The sequence below is a fragment of the Micromonospora sp. SL1-18 genome (genome assembly GCF_047921505.1).
GTDB lineage: Bacteria > Actinomycetota > Actinomycetes > Mycobacteriales > Micromonosporaceae > Micromonospora.
Genome location: NZ_JBLROA010000011.1, coordinates 76739 through 97502 on the forward strand (window position 1 = coordinate 76739; position 20764 = coordinate 97502).

General features: G+C 74.4%; 23 protein-coding genes and 1 riboswitch. Of the genes, 10 read left to right on the forward strand and 13 right to left on the reverse strand.

Features of this window, described 5'->3' with window-relative positions; translation table 11 throughout:
• Positions 1 to 4: 4 nt before the first annotated feature.
• Entirely contained in the window at positions 5 to 1639 is a 1635-nt protein-coding gene (gene pgi, locus ACNAW0_RS07465; RefSeq protein ID WP_416287054.1) for a glucose-6-phosphate isomerase, read from the forward strand.
• 58 nt (positions 1640 to 1697) lie between these two features.
• Here pgi and ACNAW0_RS07470 read toward each other — a convergent pair whose 3' ends face one another.
• Together ACNAW0_RS07470 and ACNAW0_RS07475 are read right to left on the reverse strand one after the other, a co-directional pair.
• Positions 1698 to 2105 (reverse strand): type II toxin-antitoxin system Phd/YefM family antitoxin, encoded by a 408-nt coding sequence (locus tag ACNAW0_RS07470; RefSeq protein ID WP_416286992.1) that lies wholly within the window; start codon positions 2103 to 2105, stop codon positions 1698 to 1700.
• A gap of 59 nt (positions 2106 to 2164) precedes the next feature.
• On the reverse strand, positions 2165 to 2725 hold the full coding sequence (locus tag ACNAW0_RS07475) for a GNAT family N-acetyltransferase (protein ID WP_416286993.1): 561 nt from the start codon (positions 2723 to 2725) through the stop codon (positions 2165 to 2167).
• Between the two features lie 68 nt (positions 2726 to 2793).
• On the opposite strand from ACNAW0_RS07475, the gene ACNAW0_RS07480 reads away from it, so the two are divergent.
• The 6 genes from ACNAW0_RS07480 (at position 2794) to ACNAW0_RS07505 (ending at position 9553) form a co-directional block, all read left to right on the forward strand.
• The gene (locus ACNAW0_RS07480; protein WP_416286994.1) at positions 2794 to 4128 is read left to right on the forward strand and encodes an SWIM zinc finger family protein; all 1335 of its coding nucleotides are present in this window, start codon (positions 2794 to 2796) and stop codon (positions 4126 to 4128) included.
• Complete coding sequence (locus ACNAW0_RS07485) at positions 4125 to 6653, forward strand: hypothetical protein (protein WP_416286995.1); 2529 nt, start codon at positions 4125 to 4127, stop codon at positions 6651 to 6653. The genes ACNAW0_RS07480 and ACNAW0_RS07485 overlap by 4 nt, the downstream gene beginning before the upstream one ends.
• A gap of 107 nt (positions 6654 to 6760) precedes the next feature.
• Positions 6761 to 6872: riboswitch (SAM riboswitch) on the forward strand.
• Between the two features lie 32 nt (positions 6873 to 6904).
• A complete protein-coding gene (locus tag ACNAW0_RS07490) occupies positions 6905 to 7036 on the forward strand; it encodes a hypothetical protein (protein WP_416286996.1) in 132 nt (43 codons plus the stop codon).
• A gap of 95 nt (positions 7037 to 7131) precedes the next feature.
• Positions 7132 to 7986: an ABC transporter substrate-binding protein gene (locus tag ACNAW0_RS07495; protein WP_416286997.1), complete on the forward strand. Its 855-nt coding sequence runs from the start codon at positions 7132 to 7134 to the stop codon at positions 7984 to 7986.
• 41 nt (positions 7987 to 8027) lie between these two features.
• Entirely contained in the window at positions 8028 to 8813 is a 786-nt protein-coding gene (locus tag ACNAW0_RS07500) for an amino acid ABC transporter permease (protein WP_416286998.1), read from the forward strand.
• Positions 8810 to 9553: an amino acid ABC transporter ATP-binding protein gene (locus ACNAW0_RS07505; protein WP_416286999.1), complete on the forward strand. Its 744-nt coding sequence runs from the start codon at positions 8810 to 8812 to the stop codon at positions 9551 to 9553. The genes ACNAW0_RS07500 and ACNAW0_RS07505 overlap by 4 nt, the downstream gene beginning before the upstream one ends.
• Positions 9554 to 9573: 20 nt before the next feature.
• Here the strand turns inward: ACNAW0_RS07505 and ACNAW0_RS07510 are convergent, their stop codons facing one another.
• The 6 genes from ACNAW0_RS07510 to ACNAW0_RS07535 all read right to left on the reverse strand — a co-directional run bounded on the left by ACNAW0_RS07510 (position 9574) and on the right by ACNAW0_RS07535 (position 14292).
• Positions 9574 to 10266: a RibD family protein gene (locus ACNAW0_RS07510; protein WP_416287000.1), complete on the reverse strand. Its 693-nt coding sequence runs from the start codon at positions 10264 to 10266 to the stop codon at positions 9574 to 9576.
• A complete protein-coding gene (locus tag ACNAW0_RS07515) occupies positions 10263 to 10916 on the reverse strand; it encodes a GTP cyclohydrolase II (protein ID WP_416287001.1) in 654 nt (217 codons plus the stop codon). The genes ACNAW0_RS07510 and ACNAW0_RS07515 overlap by 4 nt, the downstream gene beginning before the upstream one ends.
• Before the next feature lie 127 nt (positions 10917 to 11043).
• Positions 11044 to 11877: an SAM-dependent methyltransferase gene (locus ACNAW0_RS07520; protein ID WP_416287002.1), complete on the reverse strand. Its 834-nt coding sequence runs from the start codon at positions 11875 to 11877 to the stop codon at positions 11044 to 11046.
• Positions 11874 to 12908 (reverse strand): glycosyltransferase family 4 protein, encoded by a 1035-nt coding sequence (locus ACNAW0_RS07525; protein ID WP_416287003.1) that lies wholly within the window; start codon positions 12906 to 12908, stop codon positions 11874 to 11876. The genes ACNAW0_RS07520 and ACNAW0_RS07525 overlap by 4 nt, the downstream gene beginning before the upstream one ends.
• 5 nt (positions 12909 to 12913) lie before the next feature.
• Positions 12914 to 13312 (reverse strand): 6-pyruvoyl trahydropterin synthase family protein, encoded by a 399-nt coding sequence (locus tag ACNAW0_RS07530; protein WP_416287004.1) that lies wholly within the window; start codon positions 13310 to 13312, stop codon positions 12914 to 12916.
• Positions 13300 to 14292, reverse strand: a complete 993-nt coding sequence (locus ACNAW0_RS07535) for a dehydrogenase (protein ID WP_416287005.1) — start codon at positions 14290 to 14292, stop codon at positions 13300 to 13302. Before ACNAW0_RS07535 ends, ACNAW0_RS07530 begins: the two co-directional genes overlap by 13 nt.
• 112 nt (positions 14293 to 14404) lie before the next feature.
• Here ACNAW0_RS07535 and ACNAW0_RS07540 point away from each other — a divergent pair, with 112 nt between their 5' ends.
• Positions 14405 to 15196, forward strand: a complete 792-nt coding sequence (locus ACNAW0_RS07540) for a CDP-alcohol phosphatidyltransferase family protein (protein ID WP_416287006.1) — start codon at positions 14405 to 14407, stop codon at positions 15194 to 15196.
• A 313-nt stretch (positions 15197 to 15509) separates the two neighbouring features.
• On the opposite strand, the gene ACNAW0_RS07545 is transcribed toward ACNAW0_RS07540, so the two are convergent.
• From ACNAW0_RS07545 to ACNAW0_RS07565, 5 genes are all read right to left on the reverse strand, one after another.
• Positions 15510 to 16586, reverse strand: a complete 1077-nt coding sequence (locus ACNAW0_RS07545) for an ABC transporter ATP-binding protein (protein WP_416287055.1) — start codon at positions 16584 to 16586, stop codon at positions 15510 to 15512.
• The gene (locus ACNAW0_RS07550; RefSeq protein ID WP_416287007.1) at positions 16568 to 17362 is read right to left on the reverse strand and encodes an ABC transporter permease; all 795 of its coding nucleotides are present in this window, start codon (positions 17360 to 17362) and stop codon (positions 16568 to 16570) included. Before ACNAW0_RS07550 ends, ACNAW0_RS07545 begins: the two co-directional genes overlap by 19 nt.
• The gene (gene modA, locus ACNAW0_RS07555; protein ID WP_416287008.1) at positions 17359 to 18141 is read right to left on the reverse strand and encodes a molybdate ABC transporter substrate-binding protein; all 783 of its coding nucleotides are present in this window, start codon (positions 18139 to 18141) and stop codon (positions 17359 to 17361) included. The genes ACNAW0_RS07550 and modA overlap by 4 nt, the downstream gene beginning before the upstream one ends.
• Positions 18138 to 18539 (reverse strand): TOBE domain-containing protein, encoded by a 402-nt coding sequence (locus tag ACNAW0_RS07560; RefSeq protein WP_416287009.1) that lies wholly within the window; start codon positions 18537 to 18539, stop codon positions 18138 to 18140. The genes modA and ACNAW0_RS07560 overlap by 4 nt, the downstream gene beginning before the upstream one ends.
• 206 nt (positions 18540 to 18745) lie before the next feature.
• Positions 18746 to 19285, reverse strand: coding sequence for an HAD-IC family P-type ATPase (locus ACNAW0_RS07565; RefSeq protein WP_416287010.1), 540 nt, complete (start codon positions 19283 to 19285; stop codon positions 18746 to 18748).
• 61 nt (positions 19286 to 19346) lie between these two features.
• Here ACNAW0_RS07565 and ACNAW0_RS07570 point away from each other — a divergent pair, with 61 nt between their 5' ends.
• Positions 19347 to 19730, forward strand: a complete 384-nt coding sequence (locus ACNAW0_RS07570; protein WP_416287011.1) for an ArsR/SmtB family transcription factor — start codon at positions 19347 to 19349, stop codon at positions 19728 to 19730.
• Between the two features lie 163 nt (positions 19731 to 19893).
• Positions 19894 to 20763, forward strand: a complete 870-nt coding sequence (gene ygiD, locus ACNAW0_RS07575; protein WP_416287012.1) for a 4,5-DOPA dioxygenase extradiol — start codon at positions 19894 to 19896, stop codon at positions 20761 to 20763.
• Position 20764 lies beyond the last annotated feature (1 nt).

The window sequence follows — 20764 nt, forward strand, 5'->3', positions numbered from 1 at the left end:
CTCGATGGCTGTGGACGTCACCACCACGGACGAATGGCAGGCCCTGCGCAAGCACGCCGAGGCGCTGCGCGGCTCCCACCTGCGGGAGCTGTTCGCCACCGACGGGCAGCGGGGTGAGCGGCTCACCGGCGACGTCGCCGACCTGCACGTGGACTACAGCAAGAACCTGGTCACCGACGAGACGCTGCGCCTGCTCACCGCGCTCGCCGAGCGGGTCCGGCTGAGCGACCGGGTCGCCGCCATGTTCGCCGGCGAGCACATCAACTCCACCGAGGACCGCGCCGTGCTGCACACCGCGTTGCGCCTGCCGTCCGATGCGTCGCTGGTGGTCGACGGGCAGGACGTGGTCGCCGACGTGCACCGGGTGCTGGATCGGATGTCGGCCTTCGCCGATCGGGTACGGTCGGGCAGCTGGCGCGGCCACACCGGCGAGCGGATCCGCACCGTGGTCAACATTGGCATCGGCGGCTCCGACCTCGGGCCGGTGATGGCGTACGAGGCGCTGAAGGCGTATCGGGACGCGGGGATCAGCTGCCGGTTCGTGTCCAACATCGATCCGACCGACATCCACGACAAGACGGTCGACCTGGACCCGGCCAGCACGCTGTTCGTCGTGGTGTCCAAGACGTTCTCCACGCAGGAGACCCTGGCCAACGCCGACCAGGCGCGGTGCTGGCTGCTCGCGGGGCTGGACGCGGACGACTCCGCTGTCGCCCGGCACTTCGTCGCGGTCAGCACCAACGAGCAGCGGGTCCGCGACTTCGGCATCGACCCGGAGAACATGTTCGGCTTCTGGGACTGGGTGGGCGGGCGATACTCGTTGCCCTCGGCGGTCGGCCTGTCCGTGATGCTGGCGATCGGGCCGGCGCGGTTCAGGGAGATGCTGGCCGGCTACCACGCGGTGGACGAGCACTTCCGTACCACGCCGGTGGAGCGCAACATGCCGGCGCTGCTGGGCCTGCTCAACGTCTGGTACACCGACTTCCTCGGCGCGCAGACCCACGCGGTGCTGCCGTACGCGCAGTACCTGCACCGGTTCCCGGCGTACCTGCAGCAGCTCACCATGGAGAGCAACGGCAAGTCGGTGACCGTCGACGGCACCCCGGTGACGTACCCGACCGGGGAGGTCTTCTGGGGCGAGCCCGGCACCAACGGTCAGCACGCCTTCTACCAGCTGATCCACCAGGGCAAGCGGCTCGTCCCGGCCGACTTCATCGCGTTCAGCCAGCCCAACCACGACCTCGGGGACATGCACGACCTGTTCATGTCGAACTTCTTCGCGCAGACCGCCGCGCTCGCCTTCGGGCGTTCCCGCGAGCAGGTCGAGGCGGAGGGCACCCCGGCCGATGTGGTGCCGCACCGGGTGATGCCGGGCAACCACCCGACCACGTCGATCATCGCACCGAAGCTCACACCGTCGGCGCTCGGCCAGCTGATCGCCCTCTACGAGCACATCGTCTTCACCGAGGCGGCGGTCTGGGACATCAACGCGTTCGACCAGTGGGGCGTGGAGCTGGGCAAGGTGATGGCCAACCAGCTCGCGCCGAAGCTCACCGGGCACGCCCCGGAGCTGGGCGACGTGGACTCCTCGACCGCCGCGCTGATCCGCCGCTACCGCGCTCAGCGCGGCCGGGACTGAGACGTACGCCGGTGGCGGCGACCCGGGTCGCCGCCATCGGCCGTTCAGACCGGGTGGGTCAGCCGCGTAACAGCTCCGCGTGCGCGGCGCGGAGCCGGGCGAGCGCCGGGTCACCAGCCGCTCGGCGGTCCAGCTCGGCCCAGGCCTCGGCGAGGGCGTCGGTGAGCGCACGCCGCTCGGCCGCGTGCCGCCGGCTGCTCTGCCGGTGCAGCTCCTCGAGGCGGCGGGCCCAGCCGGCGCTGATCTCGGCGAGCCGTTCGGCGTCGGCCCGGGCCTGCGCCGCCGTGCGGGCGGCGGGGGCGGGCACGATCGCGGCGACCGGACGCGGGTCGCCGTCGCGGGTGACCACGGTGACGGTGTCGGTCAGCTCGGCGAGGGCGACGAGCTGGGTGAGCCGGGTGCGGACCTCGCGCAGCGGCAGGGCGCGCGGCTGGGGGGACCGGTCGGCCAGTGCGGGGGCAGCCATGGACACATGTTGACGTCGGGGTACGACAGAACCACGTCGCGTGTCCGCCGGCCCGGCGGTCAGCGGCCGGCTGGCGCCTCCGACGTCCACTCCTGGGCCAGCACCGACCAGACTTCCATGTCGGCCCGGCCGGTCGGCCCCGCGGCGGCCTCGCGGAGGACGCCATCGCGGCGCATGCCCAACCGCCGCGCGACGGCGATGCTGCGGTCGTTGCCGGCCTTGGTCACCCACTCCACCCGGTGGATGCCACGCTCGCGGATCGCCCAGTCGATGATCACGCGGGCGGCGCGGGTGACCAGGCCCTGCCCCTCGGCACCGGCCTCCAGCCAGCAGCCGGCCTCGCAGACGCCGGTGGTGGTGTTGAACGAGACGAACAGCACGCCGCCGACCAGGGTGCCACGCTGCCAGATCCCCCAGATTCCGCCGTCGTCGCGCGCCCACCGGTCGGCGTAGTTCTGCAGGACGCGGCGAGCCGAGTCGGCGTCGGTGGCCACGAAGGAGGCACCCACCCACGGGGCGATGTGCTCTCGGCAGCGGTCGATGTTGGCGAGGAACTCGTCGGCGTGCCACGGCTGGAGCGGGCGCAGCTCGGCGTCGTCGGTCAGGGGCAGGGCGAACACCGGAGCAAACTAGCAGCCCAGGAGCGGGCCGCCGGAGGATGTCGGCCGGTCGCCCTACGGTGTCCGCCGTGAACGCCGTCCAGACGTACCGATACCTTCAGCCGTCCGCGTTGCGCCCCGCCGGTCTCGATTTGCAGACGTGCGGTGGCCCCGCCGCCAATCCGCAATTCTTCAGCGGTTTCCTCACCACGCCCGCGGCGGCGGCCGCCGGCCTGCTCGCGGTCGCCGAGGTGGCCCGCACCCGCTATCACCAGCCGGTCAGCGCGGCGAGTCTGGACCCGGTGGTGACGGGCAGCCGGGACCGGCTGCGCTTCGAGTCCTTTTCCGGCTGTTGCGGGGTGTACGCCCGGATGGACGTCGTCCCGGCCGGATTCGACGGCGACATCGTCGGACACGGCACGACCAACGTCGACGTGAACCCGCCGCTGCGGGAGGCGCTCGCGCGGGTCGGCGGGATCGAGCCACTGCACATGGCCGTCGGCCCCGACGACCTGACCGTCTCGACCATGGACGAAGCGGTGGTGGAGAAGAAGGTCCCGCTGCCAGGGCGCTGGCTGCGCGGCTTCGCCGAGGTGCACGTGCTCACCGCCGCGTTCGAGCCACGCGCCGAGATCCCCGCCGCCGAAGCGGCCGCATTCCTGCGCCGGCTCCCCGGCGCCAACGACCGTTCCGTGCTCTGGGCGGTGCCCGCCGGGCGTACCCTCCGGCTGACCTCACGGCCGGTGCCGGGCGCCGTCTGCCTGGCCGGCGCGGGCCGACTCGCGGCCCTGCGCGGCCTGCTCCGGCACGCACGCGCCCTTCGGGTGTACGGGCCACCGGTGCGGGCCGGCTCCCCCGCGGTGCCGAGCACCTGGGAGCTCGACACCGGCGCGCTGCGGCTGTCGCTGACCCTCTCCCCCGAGCCCTACCGCGGGTTCTCCGGCGAGGGCGCCGCCCTGCTCGCGCTGGCCGGGGACGAGGTGGTCGACGACGCCGAACTGGTCGGCGCCCTGCTCTCCTGGGACCCAATGATCGACGTCGCCGCGCTCGCGGACGCGGCCGGCCTGCCCGACGACCGGGTACGCGCCGCCCTGGCCCAGCTCGGCACCGCCGGCCGGGTCGGCTACGACGTGGCGGATGGCGGGTACTTCCACCGGGTCATGCCGTACGACGCGGGCCGGGCCGAGCGGGACAACCCGCGCCTGGTCGGGGCGCGGGCGCTGGTCGAACGGGGCGCGGTCGAGTGGACGAACGAGCACGCGACGGTACGCAGCGGCGAGGAGGTCTACCGGGTGCGGCGGCTGCCGGACGGGTCGTACACCTGCTCCTGCCGCTGGTGGGGGCGGCATCAGGGGCAGCGCGGGCCCTGTAAGCACGCGCTGGCCGTGTCGATGGCGCGGACGCTGGCGGAGGTGCGGGCGTGACGGACTTCTTCGAATCCCTGGTCCGCGGCGACGTACTCGCCGTCCGGGTGGCCCTGATCGGGCTGGACGAGCCGACCCGCCGCGCGCTCGGCGACGAGTTGGTCGCGCACGTGCGGCGGCGGCGGGACAACTGGTGGTGGGGCAAGGAGTCGACCGCGCTGGCCGTGGCCGCGGTCGGCACGCTGAGCACCGCGACGAAGGCGGCGACGCTGCTGGGCCGGCGGTCGGTGTGGCTGCGGGACGCAGATCCCGAGCCGGTGGTCGACACGGCCCGGCAGCGGGGCGTGACCTGGCTGGCCAACCTGGCGTACCGGCTGGCCGAACGGCTGCCGCGGGACGAGCCCGGGGACGCCTGGCACTTCGTCGCGGGGCTGCTGCTGGCGGAGAAGGCGGCGCCGCCGGCCGGGGACGCGTTCGTCGCGGGCTGGGCGCAGGCCCTGTGGTGGCAACCCGGGAACCGGCAGCTGCCGCCCCTGCTCGACCGGCTGCGCGCCGACCCGTTCCTGGACGTGCTGCTGCCGCGGCTTTTCGAGGTGGACGGCCTCGGCAGCGAACTGGCCTCCTGGGGTTTCGGCGACGACCGGCAGGCGGCACCCCGGGCCCTGGCCAGGTTGGCGGCGGAGGGGCGGCTGGACCGGTCGGGCCTGCTGGACGGCGTCCTCGGGCGGCTGCTGCGCGGCGATCGCACGGCCGCGCTACGGCCATTCCTCGCCCTGCACGACCTGCTCGCGCCGACCCCGGCCGAGGTGGCGGCGCGGTCGGCCACGCACCTGCGGCTGCTCGCCGACGGACCTGGGCCGGTGGCCGCCATGTCGCAACGGGCGCTGCGGAGCCTGGCCGGCGACGTGGATCTGGAGTCGCTTCTGGACGTCTCGCGGGCGGTGCTGACCCGCCCGGAGAAGAGCCTGGTGCGGGGACAACTGTCCTGGCTGGACCGGCTCGCCCGGCAGCGCCCGGACCGGGCGGCCGAGATCGCGTCGGTCGTGGCGGTGGCCGCCGAGCACCCGGCGGCGGACCTGCGGGACCGGGCGGTCGCGGTCGCCGAGCGGCACGGTCACCGACCGGTCGGCGCCGTCGCCGTGGCGGTGGCCGGTGACGAGCTGCCGACCCCGGTGCCGCCGGCGGCCGCCCCGCCGCCGATCGCCGAGGTAGACGAACTGGTCGAGGAGGTGTCGGCGCTGCTCGGCGGGCGCTGGCCGGCGCTGTTGGTCGAGCGGGTCCTCGACGGGCTGGTCCGGCTGGCGACCGCAGACCGCGGCCGGCTGGAGGCGGCCCTGCTGCCGGTGCTGCAACGCCATCAGGTGGGCCTGTACGGCCACCTCTCGGTCCAGCTGCACGGGGTCCTCCTGGCCGCCGCCGCCCCGGCCGAGGCGGCGGCCCGCCGCGACCAGTGGGCAGGCATGCTCACCCAGTCCCGCCCCCGGAGGTGGCGTCTGTTCCGGCGCAGTCCGGCCGCCGAGCAGGCCCGCCGACCCGCGCCGACTCAGCTGTACTGCGTCCGGCTCGCCGAGATCGGGCAGCGGCTGGACGCGCGCCACGACCCCGGCCTGCTCGCCGCGCCGACCTCGGCCACCGGAGCCATCGACCCGACCGTCCTGTACGAACGGTTGACCGCCCTGGGCGACCGCCCAGTGTGGCGGTGGGATCTCACCCAGGCGCTGCTGCGGCTGCCGGCCGTAGTGGACGAGGCGCTGGCGGCCCGCGCGGCCGCACTCGGTACGCCTGCCGGTGACGAGCTGGCCAGCTGGCTACGCGGGAACGCCCTCCCGGCGCTGGCCCAACAGGTGGTGACCGTCGGCCGGCGGGAGCGAAGCAGCTCCTACTACTTGGGATACGACCATCTGCCCACACGGCGCACCCTGGTCGCCACCACCCCACCGGAGGGCGTGGTGGACCAGCTCCGGCTGCTCTCCGTGACACCGCGCCCGATCGGACTGGGTTACGGCGGCTGGGACGACCTCTGGCCGGCCGTGCTGCCCGGGCACCGGGGTCTGGTGGCCGCACACCTGCTCCCGGCGATCGCCGCGGCGGCGCAGGAGAACGTCCGCGAGGGTGCGACGATCCTGCCGGTGCTGGCCGAGTGCACCGGTGCGGGCGGCCCGGCGCTGGCCCTGGCATACGGGCTGTGCGCCCGGCACGAGGTGGACCGAGTCGCCGCGCTCGACGCCCTGCTGATGCTGGCCGCGGCCGGGGACCTGGACGTGCCGGCCGTGGGCGGGCACCTGGGGGCGCTGGCGGCGGACGGCCAGCTGACGCTGACCCGGGCGGCGACCCCGCTACGCGACGCCGTCGCGGCCGGCGCCCGGCTGAGTACCTGGCGGCTGCTCGCCGCGGCGCTGCCACCGCTGCTGGCCGCGCCCACCCCGCCCCGGGGCACCCCGGACCTGCTCACCCTGGCCGCCGATACGGCGACCGCGACCGGGGTACGGATCGAGGTGCCGGGACTGGCCGACGTGGTGGCGCGGGGCGGTGGCAGCCGGCTGGTGACCGAGGCTCGGCGGCTCGCCCGGGCACTAGTCACCTGACTACCCTCCGCGTTGTCCATAGAAACAGCGCCCCGTAAGGCGCGGCACGTGAGGGTGGTCATAACGGCTGGACGTCCCCGCCGGTGCTACTGCTAGCCTCCTCTGCAGGTCATGAGCGCCAGCGCCAAGCCCCGGCTCGCTGGCCGGCAACCCTCCTCCGCGGTGGGGTGCCCCGGGTGAAGACCAGGCACCGGCAGGACACCGGTGCAAGCGTGGCCTGGTACCCAGGTCATCACCGACCAGAGGGAACCATGTCTGCTCAGCTTCGCACCCCGCCCGTCGACGGCGTCGCCTACCCGGCCGACTTCACGCTGGTCAAGCGCCGGCACGTCGATCTGATGCGGGTGTGCAGCGACGGCTGTCACCGCGCCGGCGCGCGCTGACGCGCCAGCTCCTCCTTCCCCGAACCACCTTCCGGCTCGCCCGCCCCGGGCGCGCCGTCGGCGGCGTGCACCCACGTCGCCATCGGACCCTGGAGATGATCGTGCGATTCCTTCCCGCTCTGACCCGCGTCGCCGCGCTCGGCGCCGCCGCCGTGTTCGCCGCCACCGGCCTCACCGCCTGCGGCTCCACCAGCGCGGCCGCCAACCCGTACGGGCTGCTCCAGCCCGGCGTGCTCCGGGCCGGCACGCTCACCGACGCCCCGCCGAACGTGTACCTGAAGGACGGCAAGTTCACCGGCTTCGACAACGACCTGCTCACCGCGGTCGCCGCGAAGGTGGGGCTGAAGGTCGAGTTCGTCGGCACCGACTTCTCGGCCCTGCTCTCGCAGGTCAACAACCGCAAGTTCGACGTGGGCAGCTCGTCCATCACCATCACCGAGGCTCGTAAGAGGACCGTCGACTTCGGCAACGGCTACGACTTCGGCTACTTCGGACTCGACGTGCCGGCCGGCTCGTCGATCAGCGGCTTCGACCAGCTCACCGGCAAGCGGGTCGTGGTCGTGCAAGGCACCGTGCAGGACGACTACGCCACCCGCGAGAACCTCAACCCGGTGCGGGTACCCGACTACAACGGCGCGATCAACCAGCTCAAGGGCGGCACCGCCGACGCCTGGATCGCCCCGGCCGAGATCGGCGACAAGTCGGCCGCCGACAGCAACGGCAAGATCAAGGTGGCCGCCAAGCAGCTCAGCCCGGCGCCGACCGCGTACGCCTTCGCCAAGGGCGGCGACAAGCTGCGCGAGGCGCTGAACAAGGGCCTCGACGAGGTGATCGCCGATGGCACCTGGAGCAGGCTGCAGGCGCAGTACTACCCGGGCCGGCCGATCCCGGCCGACTTCAAGCCCGGCAGCGGCACGGTCGCGGCGCCGTCGCCGTCGGCGGCTTCCTGACGTACGACGAGCAAGCGAGAGCGGGGCGGTAGGAGAAGACGATGGATCCGTTGCGCACCCTGTGGGAAACCTTCTTCGACTGGGACTCCATGCGCGAGGCGCTGCCGGAGATGCTGACCGTTGGGCTGCCGAACACCCTGATCCTGGCGGTCTCCGCCGCCCTGCTCGGCTCGGTGCTGGGCATGCTGCTGGCCGTCGCGGGCATCTCGCGTACCCGATGGTTGCGGTGGCCGGCTCGGGTCTACACCGACGTGTTCCGCGGCCTGCCTGCGGCGGCGACCATCCTGCTCATCGGCGTCGGCCTGGCGCCGCTCGGCATGCAGGTTTGGGGGCCGAATCCCTATCCCCTGGGCGTGCTGGCGCTGTCGCTGATCGCCGCCGCCTACATCGGGGAGATCTTCCGCTCCGGCATCCAGAGCGTGGAGGCCGCCCAACTGGAGGGGGCCCGGGCGCTCGGCTTCTCCTGGGGCGACGCGATGCGGCTGGTGATCGTCCCGCAGGGGGTACGCCGGGTGCTGCCCGCCTGGGTGAACCAGCTCATCGCCCTGATCAAGGACTCCAGCCTGGTCTACTTCCTCGGCCTGGTGGCCAGCCAGCGGGAGCTGTTCCGGATCGGCCAGGACTACGCGGCCACCACCGGAAACGAGTCGGCGCTGCTGCTGGCCGGGCTGTTCTACCTGGCGCTGACCGTGCCGCTGACGCACGCGGTCAACTGGATCGACCGGCGGCTGCGGCAGGGGCGGGCGGTCGCCCTCCCCGATCCGGACCTCGACCTCGACCTCGCTCCCGCCGGCACGGCGGTCCCGACCGGAAAGGACCCGCGATGAGCACGGCTACCGCTGCCTCGGTCAGCCTCGCGGTGCGCGACGTGCACCTGGCCTTCGGCGCGCACCAGGTGCTGCGCGGCGCCGACCTGGAGGTGGCCCGGGGCGCCACCGCCTGCGTGATCGGGCCGTCCGGGTCCGGCAAGTCGACCCTGCTGCGCACCATCAACCGGCTCATCGAGCCGGACCGCGGCGACGTGCTGCTGGACGGCCGCAGCGTGCTGCGCGACGACCCGGACGCGCTGCGCCAGCGGATCGGCATGGTCTTCCAGCAGTTCAACCTGTTCCCGCACATGACCGTGCTGCGCAACATCACCCTCGCCCTGCGCAGGCTCAAGAAGCTCGGTGAGGACGAGGCGGTACAGGTGGCCCGCGAACAGTTGGCGCTGGTCGGGCTGGCCGCCAAGGCCGACGCCCGGCCGGCGCACCTGTCCGGTGGGCAGCAGCAGCGGGTGGCGATCGCCCGGGCGCTGGCCCTGCGCCCGCAGGTGATGCTCTTCGACGAGGCCACCTCGGCGCTCGACCCGGAACTGGTCAAGGGCGTGCTCGGGGTGATGGCCGACCTCTCCGCCGCCGGTATGACCATGGTGGTGGTCACCCACGAGATGGGCTTCGCCCGCGAGGTCGCCGACACGGTGGCCTTCATGGACCGGGGCGTCGTCCTCGAGGCGGGTAAGCCGGCCGCCGTCTTCGAGTCGCCGGAGCACCCGCGGCTGCGCCGCTTCCTGTCCCAGGTGCTCTGACCCGCGCCGCCGCCCAGCGCTCAGCTGCCGTCGCAGCGGCCGGAGAGGGCGTAGCGGGTGAGCACCACGTCGCCGATCTGGCGTACCTCGACGACGCGGGCGCGGTGGCCCGGGTGCCAGGGATAGCGCCCGTCCTGCACGAAGCGGGGCGCCCGGCCGTCGCCGACGAAGAACGGCGCGACCACCAGGTGCAGCTCGTCGGCGAGGCCGGCGGTGAGGAACTGGCAGTGCACGCTGCCGCCGCCCTCCACCATCAGCCGGCGTACGCCCTGGGCGGCGAGGTCGGCGAGTACCGCCTCCGGGGTGGCCGGCTCCCCCGCGTCCACCACGGTCGCCACCCCACCCACCTGCTCCTGGGTCTTGTGCACGGCGCCGCTCGGGCAGTAGACCAACTTCACCCCGTCGCCGTGGGTGAAGAACCGGGCGGTCGGGTCGAGGTCGCCGCTGGCGGTGACGGTGACCTTCACCGGCGACGGGGGCAGGCCGTGGGCCACCCGGTCGGCCCGCCGCCGGGCGGAGCGCACCAGCAGCCGGGGGTCGTCCCGCCGGACGGTGGCCGCACCGACCATGATCGCGTCACAACCGGCCCGGACCGCGTCGATCCGGTCGAGGTCGGAGTCGTTGGAGAGCAGCAGCCGCTCGGTCGAGGCGTCGTCGATGTAGCCGTCGATCGACATCGCGCAGCTCAGCAGCACGTACGGTTTGGTGGTCATGGCACAAACGGCAGGTCGAGGGCATGGTCGGCGTGGGTCGCCTTCGCCGCCAGGTAGTCGGCGTTCGCCGGGGACAGGTGCACCCCGGTCGGCACCCGGTCGACCACCGTCACGCCCAGCCGGTCGAGCTGGGCCGCCTTGTCCGGGTTGTTGCTGAGCAGGTTCACCTGGGTCACGCCCAGCGCGGCGAGCATCTGCGCGGCCACCGCGTAGTCGCGCTCGTCGGCGCCCCGGCCCAGCGCCATGTTCGCCTCGTACGTGTCCAGGCCCCCGTCCTGGAGGGCGTACGCGTCGAGCTTGGCGTACAGGCCGATGCCCCGGCCCTCCTGGCGCAGGTAGAGCAGGTATCCGCCGGCCTCGGCGATCCGCTCGACCGCCTCCCGCAGCTGCGGCCCGCAGTCGCAGCGCTGGCTGCCGAACACGTCGCCGGTGAGGCACTCGCTGTGCGGGCGGACCAGTGGCGGATCGCTGTGCGGCGTCCGCCGCTCCCCGGCGCCCGCCCGGTCGCCGAGCGCGAAGGCGAGGTGCTCCCGGCCGTCGACCAGGCCGTGGAAGGAGTGGACCCGGGCGGTGGTGACGTACCCGTCGGGGAACCGCAGCGGCACCGTGACCTGGGTCCGGACCGTAGCCATGGGCAGGGTTTCGTCCATCGTCGTCCTCCGTCCGGGGCTGCCGGACGCGCCGGCACCGCACACCTCGCCCCCCTCACCGTAAGCGGGATCACCGACAGTTGCCGCCCACCCGGACAGGCGTCACGCTGCCGCAGCAGCACGGCGGTCAGGCCGGCGGCCGCTCACGCCCGGACGGCCCGGCCAGCAGGTCGGCGTGGTGCAGCACCACGTGCAGCCGACCTGCGGCGAGCTCCCCCAGCCGCCGATTCCGGTACGCCCCGACCGCTCCGGTCAGCTCCGGGCGTTCCTCGCCGGCCGCGTCGAGCCAGCCGAGCAGCCACTCGGCGGTCAGTGCCGGCTGCTCGGGGCCGAGCCGCCACGGGCTGGGCCGGACCCGCACGTCGATCCCGCGGCGGCGGAAGGCCGACACGGTGGCGTCCACGGCGTCCGGCCCGAGCAGGGTCCGGCCGTCGGTGGTCCGGCGCTGGTGGGCGTTGAACGCGGCGGTGAGCGCCGCGTCGAGCGGGTCGGCCGGGGTGAGTTCCACCCGGCCGACCACGGTGAGCGCGAAGAGCGTGGGGTGGCCGGCGCAGGCGTCCACGGTCCGCTCGACCTCCTCAACGGTGAGCATGTCGAGCAGCGCCGACGCCGTGACCAGGTGGGCGTCGGCGAGTTCGGCGGCGCCCAGCCGGGTGATGTCGGAGCTTCGGGTCGCCACGGTGACCGGGCTGCCGTCGGCCGCGTACAGCTCGGTGGCGGCGAGGGCCAGCAGGTCGGGGTCCCGCTCGTGCAGCACCCAGTGTTGGGGGCCGGGCAGCCGGGGCGCGAGCCAGCGGGCCATCGAGCCGGTGCCGCTGCCCAGGTCGTGCACGATCACGGGCCGGTCGGCGGGCAGCCGGCGACGGACCGCTTCCACGAGGTCGGCCGACCGGGCTGCTGCGTCGGCGGGCTCGCGCAGCCCGAGCCAGTCGGCGAAGTCGGGTGGGAGTTGGGTGGTCATGCCGCCGCCTCCTTGAGGGCCGCCGCCAGCCGGTCCGCGGTGACCGTCCAGCCGGTGAGCGTGTCCCGCCGCCGCTGGGCCGCGTGGCGCAGCCGGGCCCGCAGGTCCGGCCCGGTGAGCCAGCGGCGCAGCGCCTCGGCCAGTGCCGCGGGGTCGTCGGGGGGTACGAGCAGGCCGGGCCGATCGCCGTCCGGGGCGTGCCCGAGCGCCTCGGGCAGCCCGCCGGTGTCGCTGCCCAGCACCGGTACGCCCCGCGCGAGGGCCTCGGTGACCACCATCCCGTACGTCTCCCGCCGGGACGGCAGGACCAGCAGGTCGGCGGCGGCGTAGGCGGCGTCGAGGACGACGCCGGTGCACGGGCCGGCCAGCCGGACCCGGTCGGCCAGGCCGGCGTCGGTGAGCTGCCGCCGGAGCCGGTGGACGAAGCCCGGATCCCGGGTGAGCGCGCCGACGCAGTCGCAGGTCCAGGCGAGGCCGGCGAGCGTGGCCAGGGCGGCGGCGAGCACGTCGTGCCCCTTGTGCGGGGTGACCGCCGCGACGCAGAGCAGCCGGATGCCGTTCGGCGAGCCGGGGGCGAGCGGCGCCCGGTCGACGCCCGGCGCGGCGACCTGCACCCGGTCGGCGGGGAGCGGGTAGCGGTCGACCAGCCGGCGGCGGGTCCACTCGCTGGTGGCGACCACGCCGGTGGCCAGGGCCAGGGATCGGGCTTCGGCCTCGTCCTCGAACGGCAGGTGGACGAGCACCACCAGGCGCAGCCGCCGGGCGTGCGGTGCCAGCACCTCGGGCACCACGGACGCGACCAGGCCGTCGAGCAGGACCAACGCGCCGTCGGGCAGCCCGGCCAGGACCCCGGCGAGGGCGACCCGCTCCCCCGGCTCGGGGCACGGCCAGCCGCCGGGCACCGGGTGCTCCTGGACCGTCCAGCCGAGGGCGGCCAGGCCGTGGCAGACCCGCCGGTCGTACGCGTTGCCGCCGCTGGGGGCGGCCGGGTCGTCGATGTCGCCCGGCAGCACCACGTGGACGACGCTCATCCGGGCTACAGCGGCCGCTCGTAGCTGGCCCAGGCGATGTGCGACTCGTGCAGGGTGACCGTGATCCCGGCGAGGCCGCGGGCGCCCTCGCCGAGGTGTCCGGCGTGCACGGCCTCGGCGAGCCGGTCGGCGACCGTGCGGGCCAGCACCTCCGTGGTGGTGTTCACCCCGGCGAAGGCCGGCTCGTCGTCGAGGTTGCGGTAGGTCAGCGCGCCGAGCACGGCCTTGAGCTGCTCGGTGGCCAGGCCGATGTCGACCACGATCCCGTCGGCGTCGAGCTCCTCGCGGCGGAAGGTGGCGTCGACGACGAAGGTGGCCCCGTGCAGCCGCTGGGCGGGGCCGAACACCTCGCCGCGGAAGCTGTGGGCGATCATCATGTGGTCCCGGACGGTCACGCTGAACACGTTCGCTCCTCGGCGTAGGTGATGAGGTGGCAGAGCGCGGGCAGCCGGCCCGCGGCGAGCCGGTCGAGCACGTCGGGCAGGTCGGCGAAGCGGGACGGGCCGGTGAGCAGCGCGTCGAACACCGGGTCGGCGAGCAGCTCCAGGGCCAGCGCCAGCCGGTCGGCGTAGCTCCGGTCGGCCCGCCGGGGCGACACGGTGCCGACCTGGCTGCTGCGGATGCCGAGCCGCCTGGCGTGGAAGGCGCCGCCCAGGGCGAGGGTGACCGGGCGGTCGCCGTACCAGCTCAGCTCCAGCACGGTGCGCTCGGGGCGGAGCAGGTCGAGGGCGCGTTGCAGGCCGTCGGCGGTGGCGCTGGCGTGCACCACCAGGTCTCGCTCACCGGCCGCGTCGGCGGGCAGGGCGAAGTCGACCCCGAGCGCGGCGGCCACCGCGGCCCGCGCCGGGTCGGCGTCGACGAGCTGGACGCGTACGCCGGGGAAGCAGGCCAGCAGGGCGGCGACGCAGCAGCCGACCATGCCGGCGCCGACCACGGTCACCCGGTCGCCGACCAGCGGCGCGGCGTCCCAGAGCGCGTTCACCGCCGTCTCCACCGTGCCGGCGAGCACCGCCCGGGCGGCGGGCACCTGATCGGGTACGACCACCACGGCGTCGGCGGGCACCACGTACGCGGTCTGGTGCGGGTGCAGGCAGAAGACGGTACGCCCGCGCAGCGTGTCGGGGCCCTCCTCGACCGTGCCGACGCTGAGGTAGCCGTACTTGACCGGGGCCGGGAAGTCGCCCTCCTGGAACGGGGCGCGCATGGTGTCGTACTGGTCGGTGGGGACCCGGCCGGTGAAGACCAGCGTCTCGGTGCCCCGGCTGACGCCGGAGTAACGCGTGCGGACCAGCACCTCGCCGGGGCCGGGCGGAGGCAGCTCGACCTGGCGGATCTCGCCCTGGCCTGGGGCGCGGAGCCAGAAGGCCTGAGCGTCGCCGGTCACATTTCCTCATTTCCGCCCTGGGCCGAACCGGACGTCCGGGTATTGCGTGTTGAGTGACAGGGTTGCCGATGATAGACGCGGAGGGCGGGTGTTCACGGCTCGAATTGGCCCATTGCCTTGGCTGATCGCCCAGTTCGTCCTGCTGGCCGGGCTCGCCGGCACGGCAGGCGTCGGCGTGTCGGGCTGGCTCGCCGGCCTCGCGTACGGCGTGGCGCTCGCCGGGCTGCTCCGCCGCGGCCTACGGGCCGCCGGCGCGGACCGGCTCGGCCCGGCCGACCGGGTGACCCTGGCCCGGGCGCTGCTGGTCGGCGGGGTGCTGGCCCTGGTCGTGCCAGGCTCGGGCGGGCCGGCACCGGTGGCGGTGCTGGTCCCGCTGACCGCCGTGGCGCTGGCGCTGGACGCGGTCGACGGCCTGGTGGCCCGGCGTACCGGCACGGCGAGTGCTCTGGGCGCACGCTTCGACATGGAGGTCGACGCGTTCCTGATCCTGGTGCTCAGCGTCCACCTCGTGCCGTCCGTCGGCGGTTGGGTGCTGGCCATCGGCGGCATGCGGTACGCCTTCGTCGCCGCGAGCTGGCTGCTGCCCTGGATGCGGGGCACGCTGCCGCCGCGGTACTGGCGCAAGGTCGTCGCGGCGACGCAGGGCGTGGTGTTGGTGGTCGTGGCCGGCGGGGTGCTGCCCCCGGTGGCGGCCGCCGCGCTGGTCGCGGGCGCGCTGGCCCTGCTGGTCGAGTCGTTCGGCCGGGACGTGGCCTGGCTGTGGCGGCACCGCCGAGGCCGGCCCCCCCGTTACCCGGTGGTCACGCCGGTCAGGCCGCCTCGGACCGCCCGTGCCAGGTGGCCGGGCTCGACCCGGACCCCGGCGTCCCGCCTCGGGCCAGGCGCATCGCCCGCTCCGCGTTGACCATCGGCTCGCAGGGCGTGCTCTGGTCGGCGCAGAGCAGGCTGGGGCAACGGCCCGTCGCGTCGGGCAGGTGCGCTGCGGCGACGTCGTACGCCAGCCGCCACAGCAGCAGGTCGGTCACGTCGTCCGGCGGGACCACCTTATGGCTGGATCGGTGGCGGGTCGTGTCGGGCACCCCGTACCCCTCTCGTCATCGCTCCCCCTGAGCAGGTCAAACGTGCCTCGTAGACCGCGTCTCGTCCACGAGGCGTCCGTCACCTTTGCCGGCGAGGCACGGGCCGCGCCGCCGTACCTCGGGAGGGGTGACGACCGGTCAGGCCGGGTATGCCCGGGTCTCCGCCGCCTTGACCGCGGCCCAGAGGGTCTGGCCGGGGCGCAGCCGCAGCTGGGCGGCGGCGGCGGGGGTGACGTCGGCGGCGACGGCGACCGGCCCGTCGAGCTGGACGCGCAGGTTGTCGCCGTGCCGCTGCACCCCGGTCACGGTGGCCGGCCAGACGTTGCGCGGGCTGCCGTCGGGGCGGCCCAGGTGCAGCGCGACGGCGGCGGGCGGAAAGGCGACGAACGCGTCCCCGTGCACCCGGTCGGCCGCGGTGAGGGTGAGCCCGCCGACGGCGATCGTGTGCCCGTCGGCGCGGCCCCGGTGCAGGTTGAGCCCGACCAGCCGGGCCACGTAGTCGGTGCGCGGGCGGGCGGTGACCGTGGCCGCGTCGCCCTCCTGGACCACCCGTCCGTGCTCGATGATGACCAGCCGGTCGGCGAGCACCAGGGCGTCGAGCGGGTCGTGGGTGACCAGCAGGGTGGCGCCGGGATGGTCACCGAGGTGCCGCTGGAGTTCGGCGCGGGTGTCCAGGCGGGTACGCGCGTCCAGCGCCGCGAGGGGTTCGTCGAGCAGCAGCAGGGTCGGCTCGACGGCCAGTGCCCGGGCCAGGGCGACCCGCTGGGCCTGCCCGCCGGAGAGCTGGCGCGGCTTGTGCCGGGCCTGCCCGCCGAGGCCCACCCGGTCCAGCCAGGCCTGCGCCCGGGCGCGGGCGGCACGCCGGTCGGTGCCCCGCCGTCGCGGGCCGAACGCGACGTTGTCGAGCACGGTCAGGTGCGGGAAGAGCAGGTAGTCCTGGAACACCACGCCCACCGGCCGCCGCTCGGGCGGAACCCACACCCGCCGGTCCGGCCGGTCGAGGTCGACGCGTGCGAGGGTGAGGTGCCCGGCGGTGAGCGGGTGCAGCCCGGCCAGCGTACGCAGGGCAGTGGTCTTGCCGGCGCCGTTCGGGCCGAGCAGGGCGACCACCTCCCCGGCGGCGATCCGCAGCCGTACGTCGAGGTGGAAGGCGCCCCGGTCGGCGACCAGGTGCGCGTCGAGCAGCGGCGGGACGGTCACGGGGCGCTCGCCCAGCGGTCGCGCAGCCCGGCGAGGATGGCGACGGAGACGGTGAGCAGGATGAGGCTGAGCACGATCGCCGCCTGCAGGTCGCTCTCCAGGGCCAGGTAGACGGCGATCGGCATGGTCTGCGTCCGGCCGGGATAGCTGCCGGCGAACGTGATCGTCGCGCCGAACTCGCCGAGCGCGCGGGCCCAGCAGAGCACCGCCCCAGCCGCCACACCCGGGGCCACCAGCGGCAGCGTGACGTGGGTGAAGGCGGTCCAGCGCCCGGCCCCGAGGGTGGCGGCGGCCTCCTCGTACCGGTGGTCGGCCCCGCGCAGCGCGCCCTCGACGGCGATGACCAGGAACGGCATGGCGACGAACGCCTCGGCCAGCACCACCGCCGCGGTGGTGAACGGCAGGGTGACGCCGAAGGTGCTGTCGAGCCAGGAGCCGAGCAGGCCGCGCCGGCCGAAGACCAGCAGCAGCGCCACCCCACCGACCACCGGGGGCAGCACCAGCGGCACGATGACCAGGGCCCGGACCAGCCGCCGGCCGGGGAACTCCACCCGGGCCAGCAGCCACGCCAGGGGTACGCCGAGAGCGACGCAGAGCAGCGTGGCGAGGGTGGCGGTCTCCAGCGACAGCCGCAGCGCGGTGAGCACGCCCGGCTGGGCCAGCCGCCGGGGCAGGCTGGTCCACGGCGCCCGGACCAGCAGCCCGAGCAGCGGCAGGACGAGGAAGAGCAGCCCAAGACCGGCGGGGAGCAGCAGGGCGAGCGGCACCCGTTGCCGGGGGTGCGCGGTCACTGGCCTTGCGGGGCCTGGAAGCCGGCGGCGGTCAGCACGGCGCGGCCCGCGTCGGAGCGGACGTAGTCGACGAAGGCCCGCGCGCCGTCCGGGTTGCCGGCCCGCTTGAGTACGACGATCGGGTAGTCGTTGACCGCGCGGGCGGACTCGGGGAACTCGACGGCGTCCAGCTCATCGCCGGCCGTACGGACATCGGTGCGGTAGACCAGGGCGGCGTCGACCTCGCCGAGCTTCACCTTGGCCAGCGCGCCCTTGACGTCCTGTTCCAGGGTGACCGGGGTGAGTCGCACGCCGGCCGCGCCGAGGGCCGTCCCCGCCGCCGCTCCGCACGGCACCTGCGCGGCGCAGAGCGCCACCTTCGTCCCGGGCCGGGCCAGGTCGGCCAGGCCCGCGACCCGGTGCGGGTTGCCCTTGGGCACGGCGATGACGAGCTGGTTGCGGACCAGGGTGACCGGATCACCGGCGGCGTCGCCCGCCTCGGTGACGGTCTTCATGGTGGCGGGCGAGGCGGCGGCGAACACGTCGGCCGGGGCGCCCTGGGTGATCTGGATGGCGAGCGCGGAGCTGCCGGCGAAGTTGAAGGTGACGGTGGTGCCGGGGTGGGTGGCCTCGAAGTCGCGGCCGAGTTTCGTGAAGGACTCGGTGAGCGAGGCGGCGGCGAAGACGGTGACCTGGCCGCCGCGGTCCGTGGCGGCCGAGCCGCCGTCGCCGCAGCCGGTCAGGCCGAGGGCCAGCGCGGCCACCCCGGCGAGGGCGGCGCGGATCCACCGTACGGTCACGCGCTGGTCCTCCCCTTCTGCGCGGGGGCGCGTTCCACCACGACGGTGGTCGACTTGATCACGGCGACGGCCACCGAGCCGACCTGGAGGTCGAGGTCGTCGACGGCCTCGCGACTCATCAGCGACACGACCCGGAACGGCCCGGCCTGGATGTCGACCTGGGCCATCACGGTGTCCTTGACGACGGCGGTGACGATGCCGCGCAGCCGGTTGCGGGCGGACGACAGCTCCGGGTGCCCCGGGGCGCGCACGAACGCGGCCAGGTCGACGCCGTCGAGCACCCGATGGCCGTGCTCGTCGCGGGTCGCCGGCAGCCGGCCCGCGTCGATCCAGCGGCGGACGGTGTCCGCGCTGACCCCGAGCAGTTCGGCAGCCTCACCGATCCGGAACACCGTCACGCGGTCACCCTAGCCGCTCGCATCTGCGATAGGGAAGACCGCAGAACGCTTGCAGATTCCAGGCAACGACCCCGAACAGCGGATGGTTTCTGCGGTCAGGGGTCGGCGGCGTGCCGACGCGATGGGGCGGGGAGACCACCAGGCCGCAGCAGCCCCGGCAGACGGTGACCGTGCACAGGTCGGCGCGGGCGGCCGGCGTCGACGACTCACCGGCCCTTCACGGCCCGCCGCCAGGCCCGGGAGTGCAGCAGGCGCAGCCCGTTGAGGCCGACGATGACGGTGGAGCCCTCGTGACCGGCGACGCCGAGCGGCAGCGGGAGCTGCCCGACCAGGTCCCACGTGACCAGCACCGCGATGAAGGCCGCCGCGATCGCCAGGTTCGCCACGACCAGCCGGCGGGCCCGGCGGGCCAGCGAGACCAGCGCGGGCAGCGCGGCCAGTTCGTCGCGGACCAGGACGGCATCGGCAGTGCGCAGGGCCAGATCGGAGCCCTGCCGGCCCATCGCCACGCCGGTGTCCGCCGCGGCCAGCGCCGGCGCGTCGTTGACCCCGTCACCGACCAGCAGCACCCGGCGGCCGTCCCGCTGATACGCGCGGACCCGGTCCACCTTGTCGGCGGGGAGCAGGCCCGCGTGCACCTCGGCGATGCCGGTGTCGGCGGCGAGCCGGGCGGCGGCGCCGGCGTTGTCGCCGGTGAGCAGCGCTGGCCGCGCGCTGGTCCGGGTGGTGAGGCAGAGTACCTGCATTGGTTCGCAGGTATTAAGTCAGCTGAAAAGCTGAGCAGCCGGAGACGGCTAGGCTGGGCCCGTGCACACCTCGCTGCCGGACTTCCAGATGCCTGAGGACGAGCAGGTCCACCTAGCCGCCGAGAGCTTCCGGATGCTCGCCGACCCGACCCGCATCAAGATCCTCTGGGCGTTGCTGCAGGGCGAGTCCTCGGTGACCTGCCTGGCCGAACTGGTCGGCGCCGCCCCCACCGCGGTCAGCCAGCACCTGGCCAAGCTCCGCCTCGCCGGGCTGGTACGCGGCCGGCGCGAGGGCACCTTCGTCTACTACTCGGCAGCCGACGTGCACGTGCGGGCGCTGCTCGCCGAGGCGCTCTTCCACGCCGACCACACCGACCGCGACCTGCCCGACCATCCCAGCGGCGACCTGGCCACGCACGCCTCGACGAGAGGCGGGGCCCGGTGACTATTTGGTCTTGCGGGTCGAGCTGGCGACGATCTTGTCGTACTCGGGGTGCTTGCCCAGCCACTTGCTGAGGAACGGGCAGACGGGCACCACGGTCGCCATCGGGCCACTCGTCCCGGCCAGTCCCGGTTACCCTCGACTCACGACGGAGCCGGGGGGCCGCATGGGCAGCCAGACGACGGGAACGGCGATGCCGGCGGCGTTCTTCGGGCACGGCAATCCGATGAACGCCCTGGAGGTCAACCGCTACACGGCCGCCTGGCGGGAGTTCGGCCGGGCGGTGCCCCGGCCGCGGGCGATCCTGGTGGTCTCCGCCCACTGGTACATCGGCGCCACCGCCGTCACCGCAATGCCCCGGCCGCGCACCATCCACGACTTCTACGGCTTCCCGCAGGACCTGTTCGACGTGCGCTACCCGGCGCCCGGGCTGCCCGAGCTGGCCGAGGAGATCAGCGACGCAGTGCATCCCACCTGGGTCGGCGCCGACCTCGACTCGTGGGGGATCGACCACGGCACCTGGTCGGTGCTGACGCACGCCTTCCCCGACGCGGACATCCCCGTGGTCCAACTCAGCATCAACGCGTTCAAGCCGCTGGACTACCACCTCGACCTCGGCGCCCGGCTCGCGCCGCTGCGCGAGCGCGGCGTCCTCGTCGTGGCCAGCGGCAACGTGGTGCACAACCTGGGCGGGGTGGACCCGCGCCTGACCGACGAGGGCTTCGACTGGGCGCGGCGCTTCGACGACGCGGCCCGGGAGATCGTGCAGGACACCCCGAGCGAGGCGGCTCGGCTGGACGGGCACCGCGACTACGACCTTGCCGTACCGACCCCGGACCACTTCATCCCGCTGCTCTACCTGGCCGGGCTCGCCGGCTCCGACGGGGCCCGTCCCGAGGTGCTGGTCGACGGGTACGCGTACGGGTCGCTGTCGATGACGGCGTACACCCTCGGGCTCCGCTGCCGCCACGAGGAGCCGGCGGCCGGCGCGCCCTCCCTGCCGACGGACGTGCCGCCGGACTCGGCCAACATCTGAC

Bases quoted from the DNA above. Each gene is read 5' to 3' on its own strand.
- pgi (WP_416287054.1), top strand. From the start codon at position 5: ATGGCTGTGGACGTCACCACCACGGACGAATGGCAGGCCCTGCGCAAG.
- ACNAW0_RS07470 (WP_416286992.1), bottom strand. From the start codon at position 2,105: ATGGCTGCCCCCGCACTGGCCGACCGGTCCCCCCAGCCGCGCGCCCTG.
- ACNAW0_RS07490 (WP_416286996.1), top strand. From the start codon at position 6,905: ATGTCTGCTCAGCTTCGCACCCCGCCCGTCGACGGCGTCGCCTACCCG.
- ACNAW0_RS07495 (WP_416286997.1), top strand. From the start codon at position 7,132: ATGATCGTGCGATTCCTTCCCGCTCTGACCCGCGTCGCCGCGCTCGGC.
- ACNAW0_RS07500 (WP_416286998.1), top strand. From the start codon at position 8,028: ATGGATCCGTTGCGCACCCTGTGGGAAACCTTCTTCGACTGGGACTCC.
- ACNAW0_RS07505 (WP_416286999.1), top strand. From the start codon at position 8,810: ATGAGCACGGCTACCGCTGCCTCGGTCAGCCTCGCGGTGCGCGACGTG.
- ACNAW0_RS07510 (WP_416287000.1), bottom strand. From the start codon at position 10,266: ATGACCACCAAACCGTACGTGCTGCTGAGCTGCGCGATGTCGATCGAC.
- ACNAW0_RS07515 (WP_416287001.1), bottom strand. From the start codon at position 10,916: ATGGACGAAACCCTGCCCATGGCTACGGTCCGGACCCAGGTCACGGTG.
- ACNAW0_RS07520 (WP_416287002.1), bottom strand. From the start codon at position 11,877: ATGACCACCCAACTCCCACCCGACTTCGCCGACTGGCTCGGGCTGCGC.
- ACNAW0_RS07525 (WP_416287003.1), bottom strand. From the start codon at position 12,908: ATGAGCGTCGTCCACGTGGTGCTGCCGGGCGACATCGACGACCCGGCC.
- ACNAW0_RS07565 (WP_416287010.1), bottom strand. From the start codon at position 19,285: ATGCAGGTACTCTGCCTCACCACCCGGACCAGCGCGCGGCCAGCGCTG.
- ygiD (WP_416287012.1), top strand. From the start codon at position 19,894: ATGGGCAGCCAGACGACGGGAACGGCGATGCCGGCGGCGTTCTTCGGG.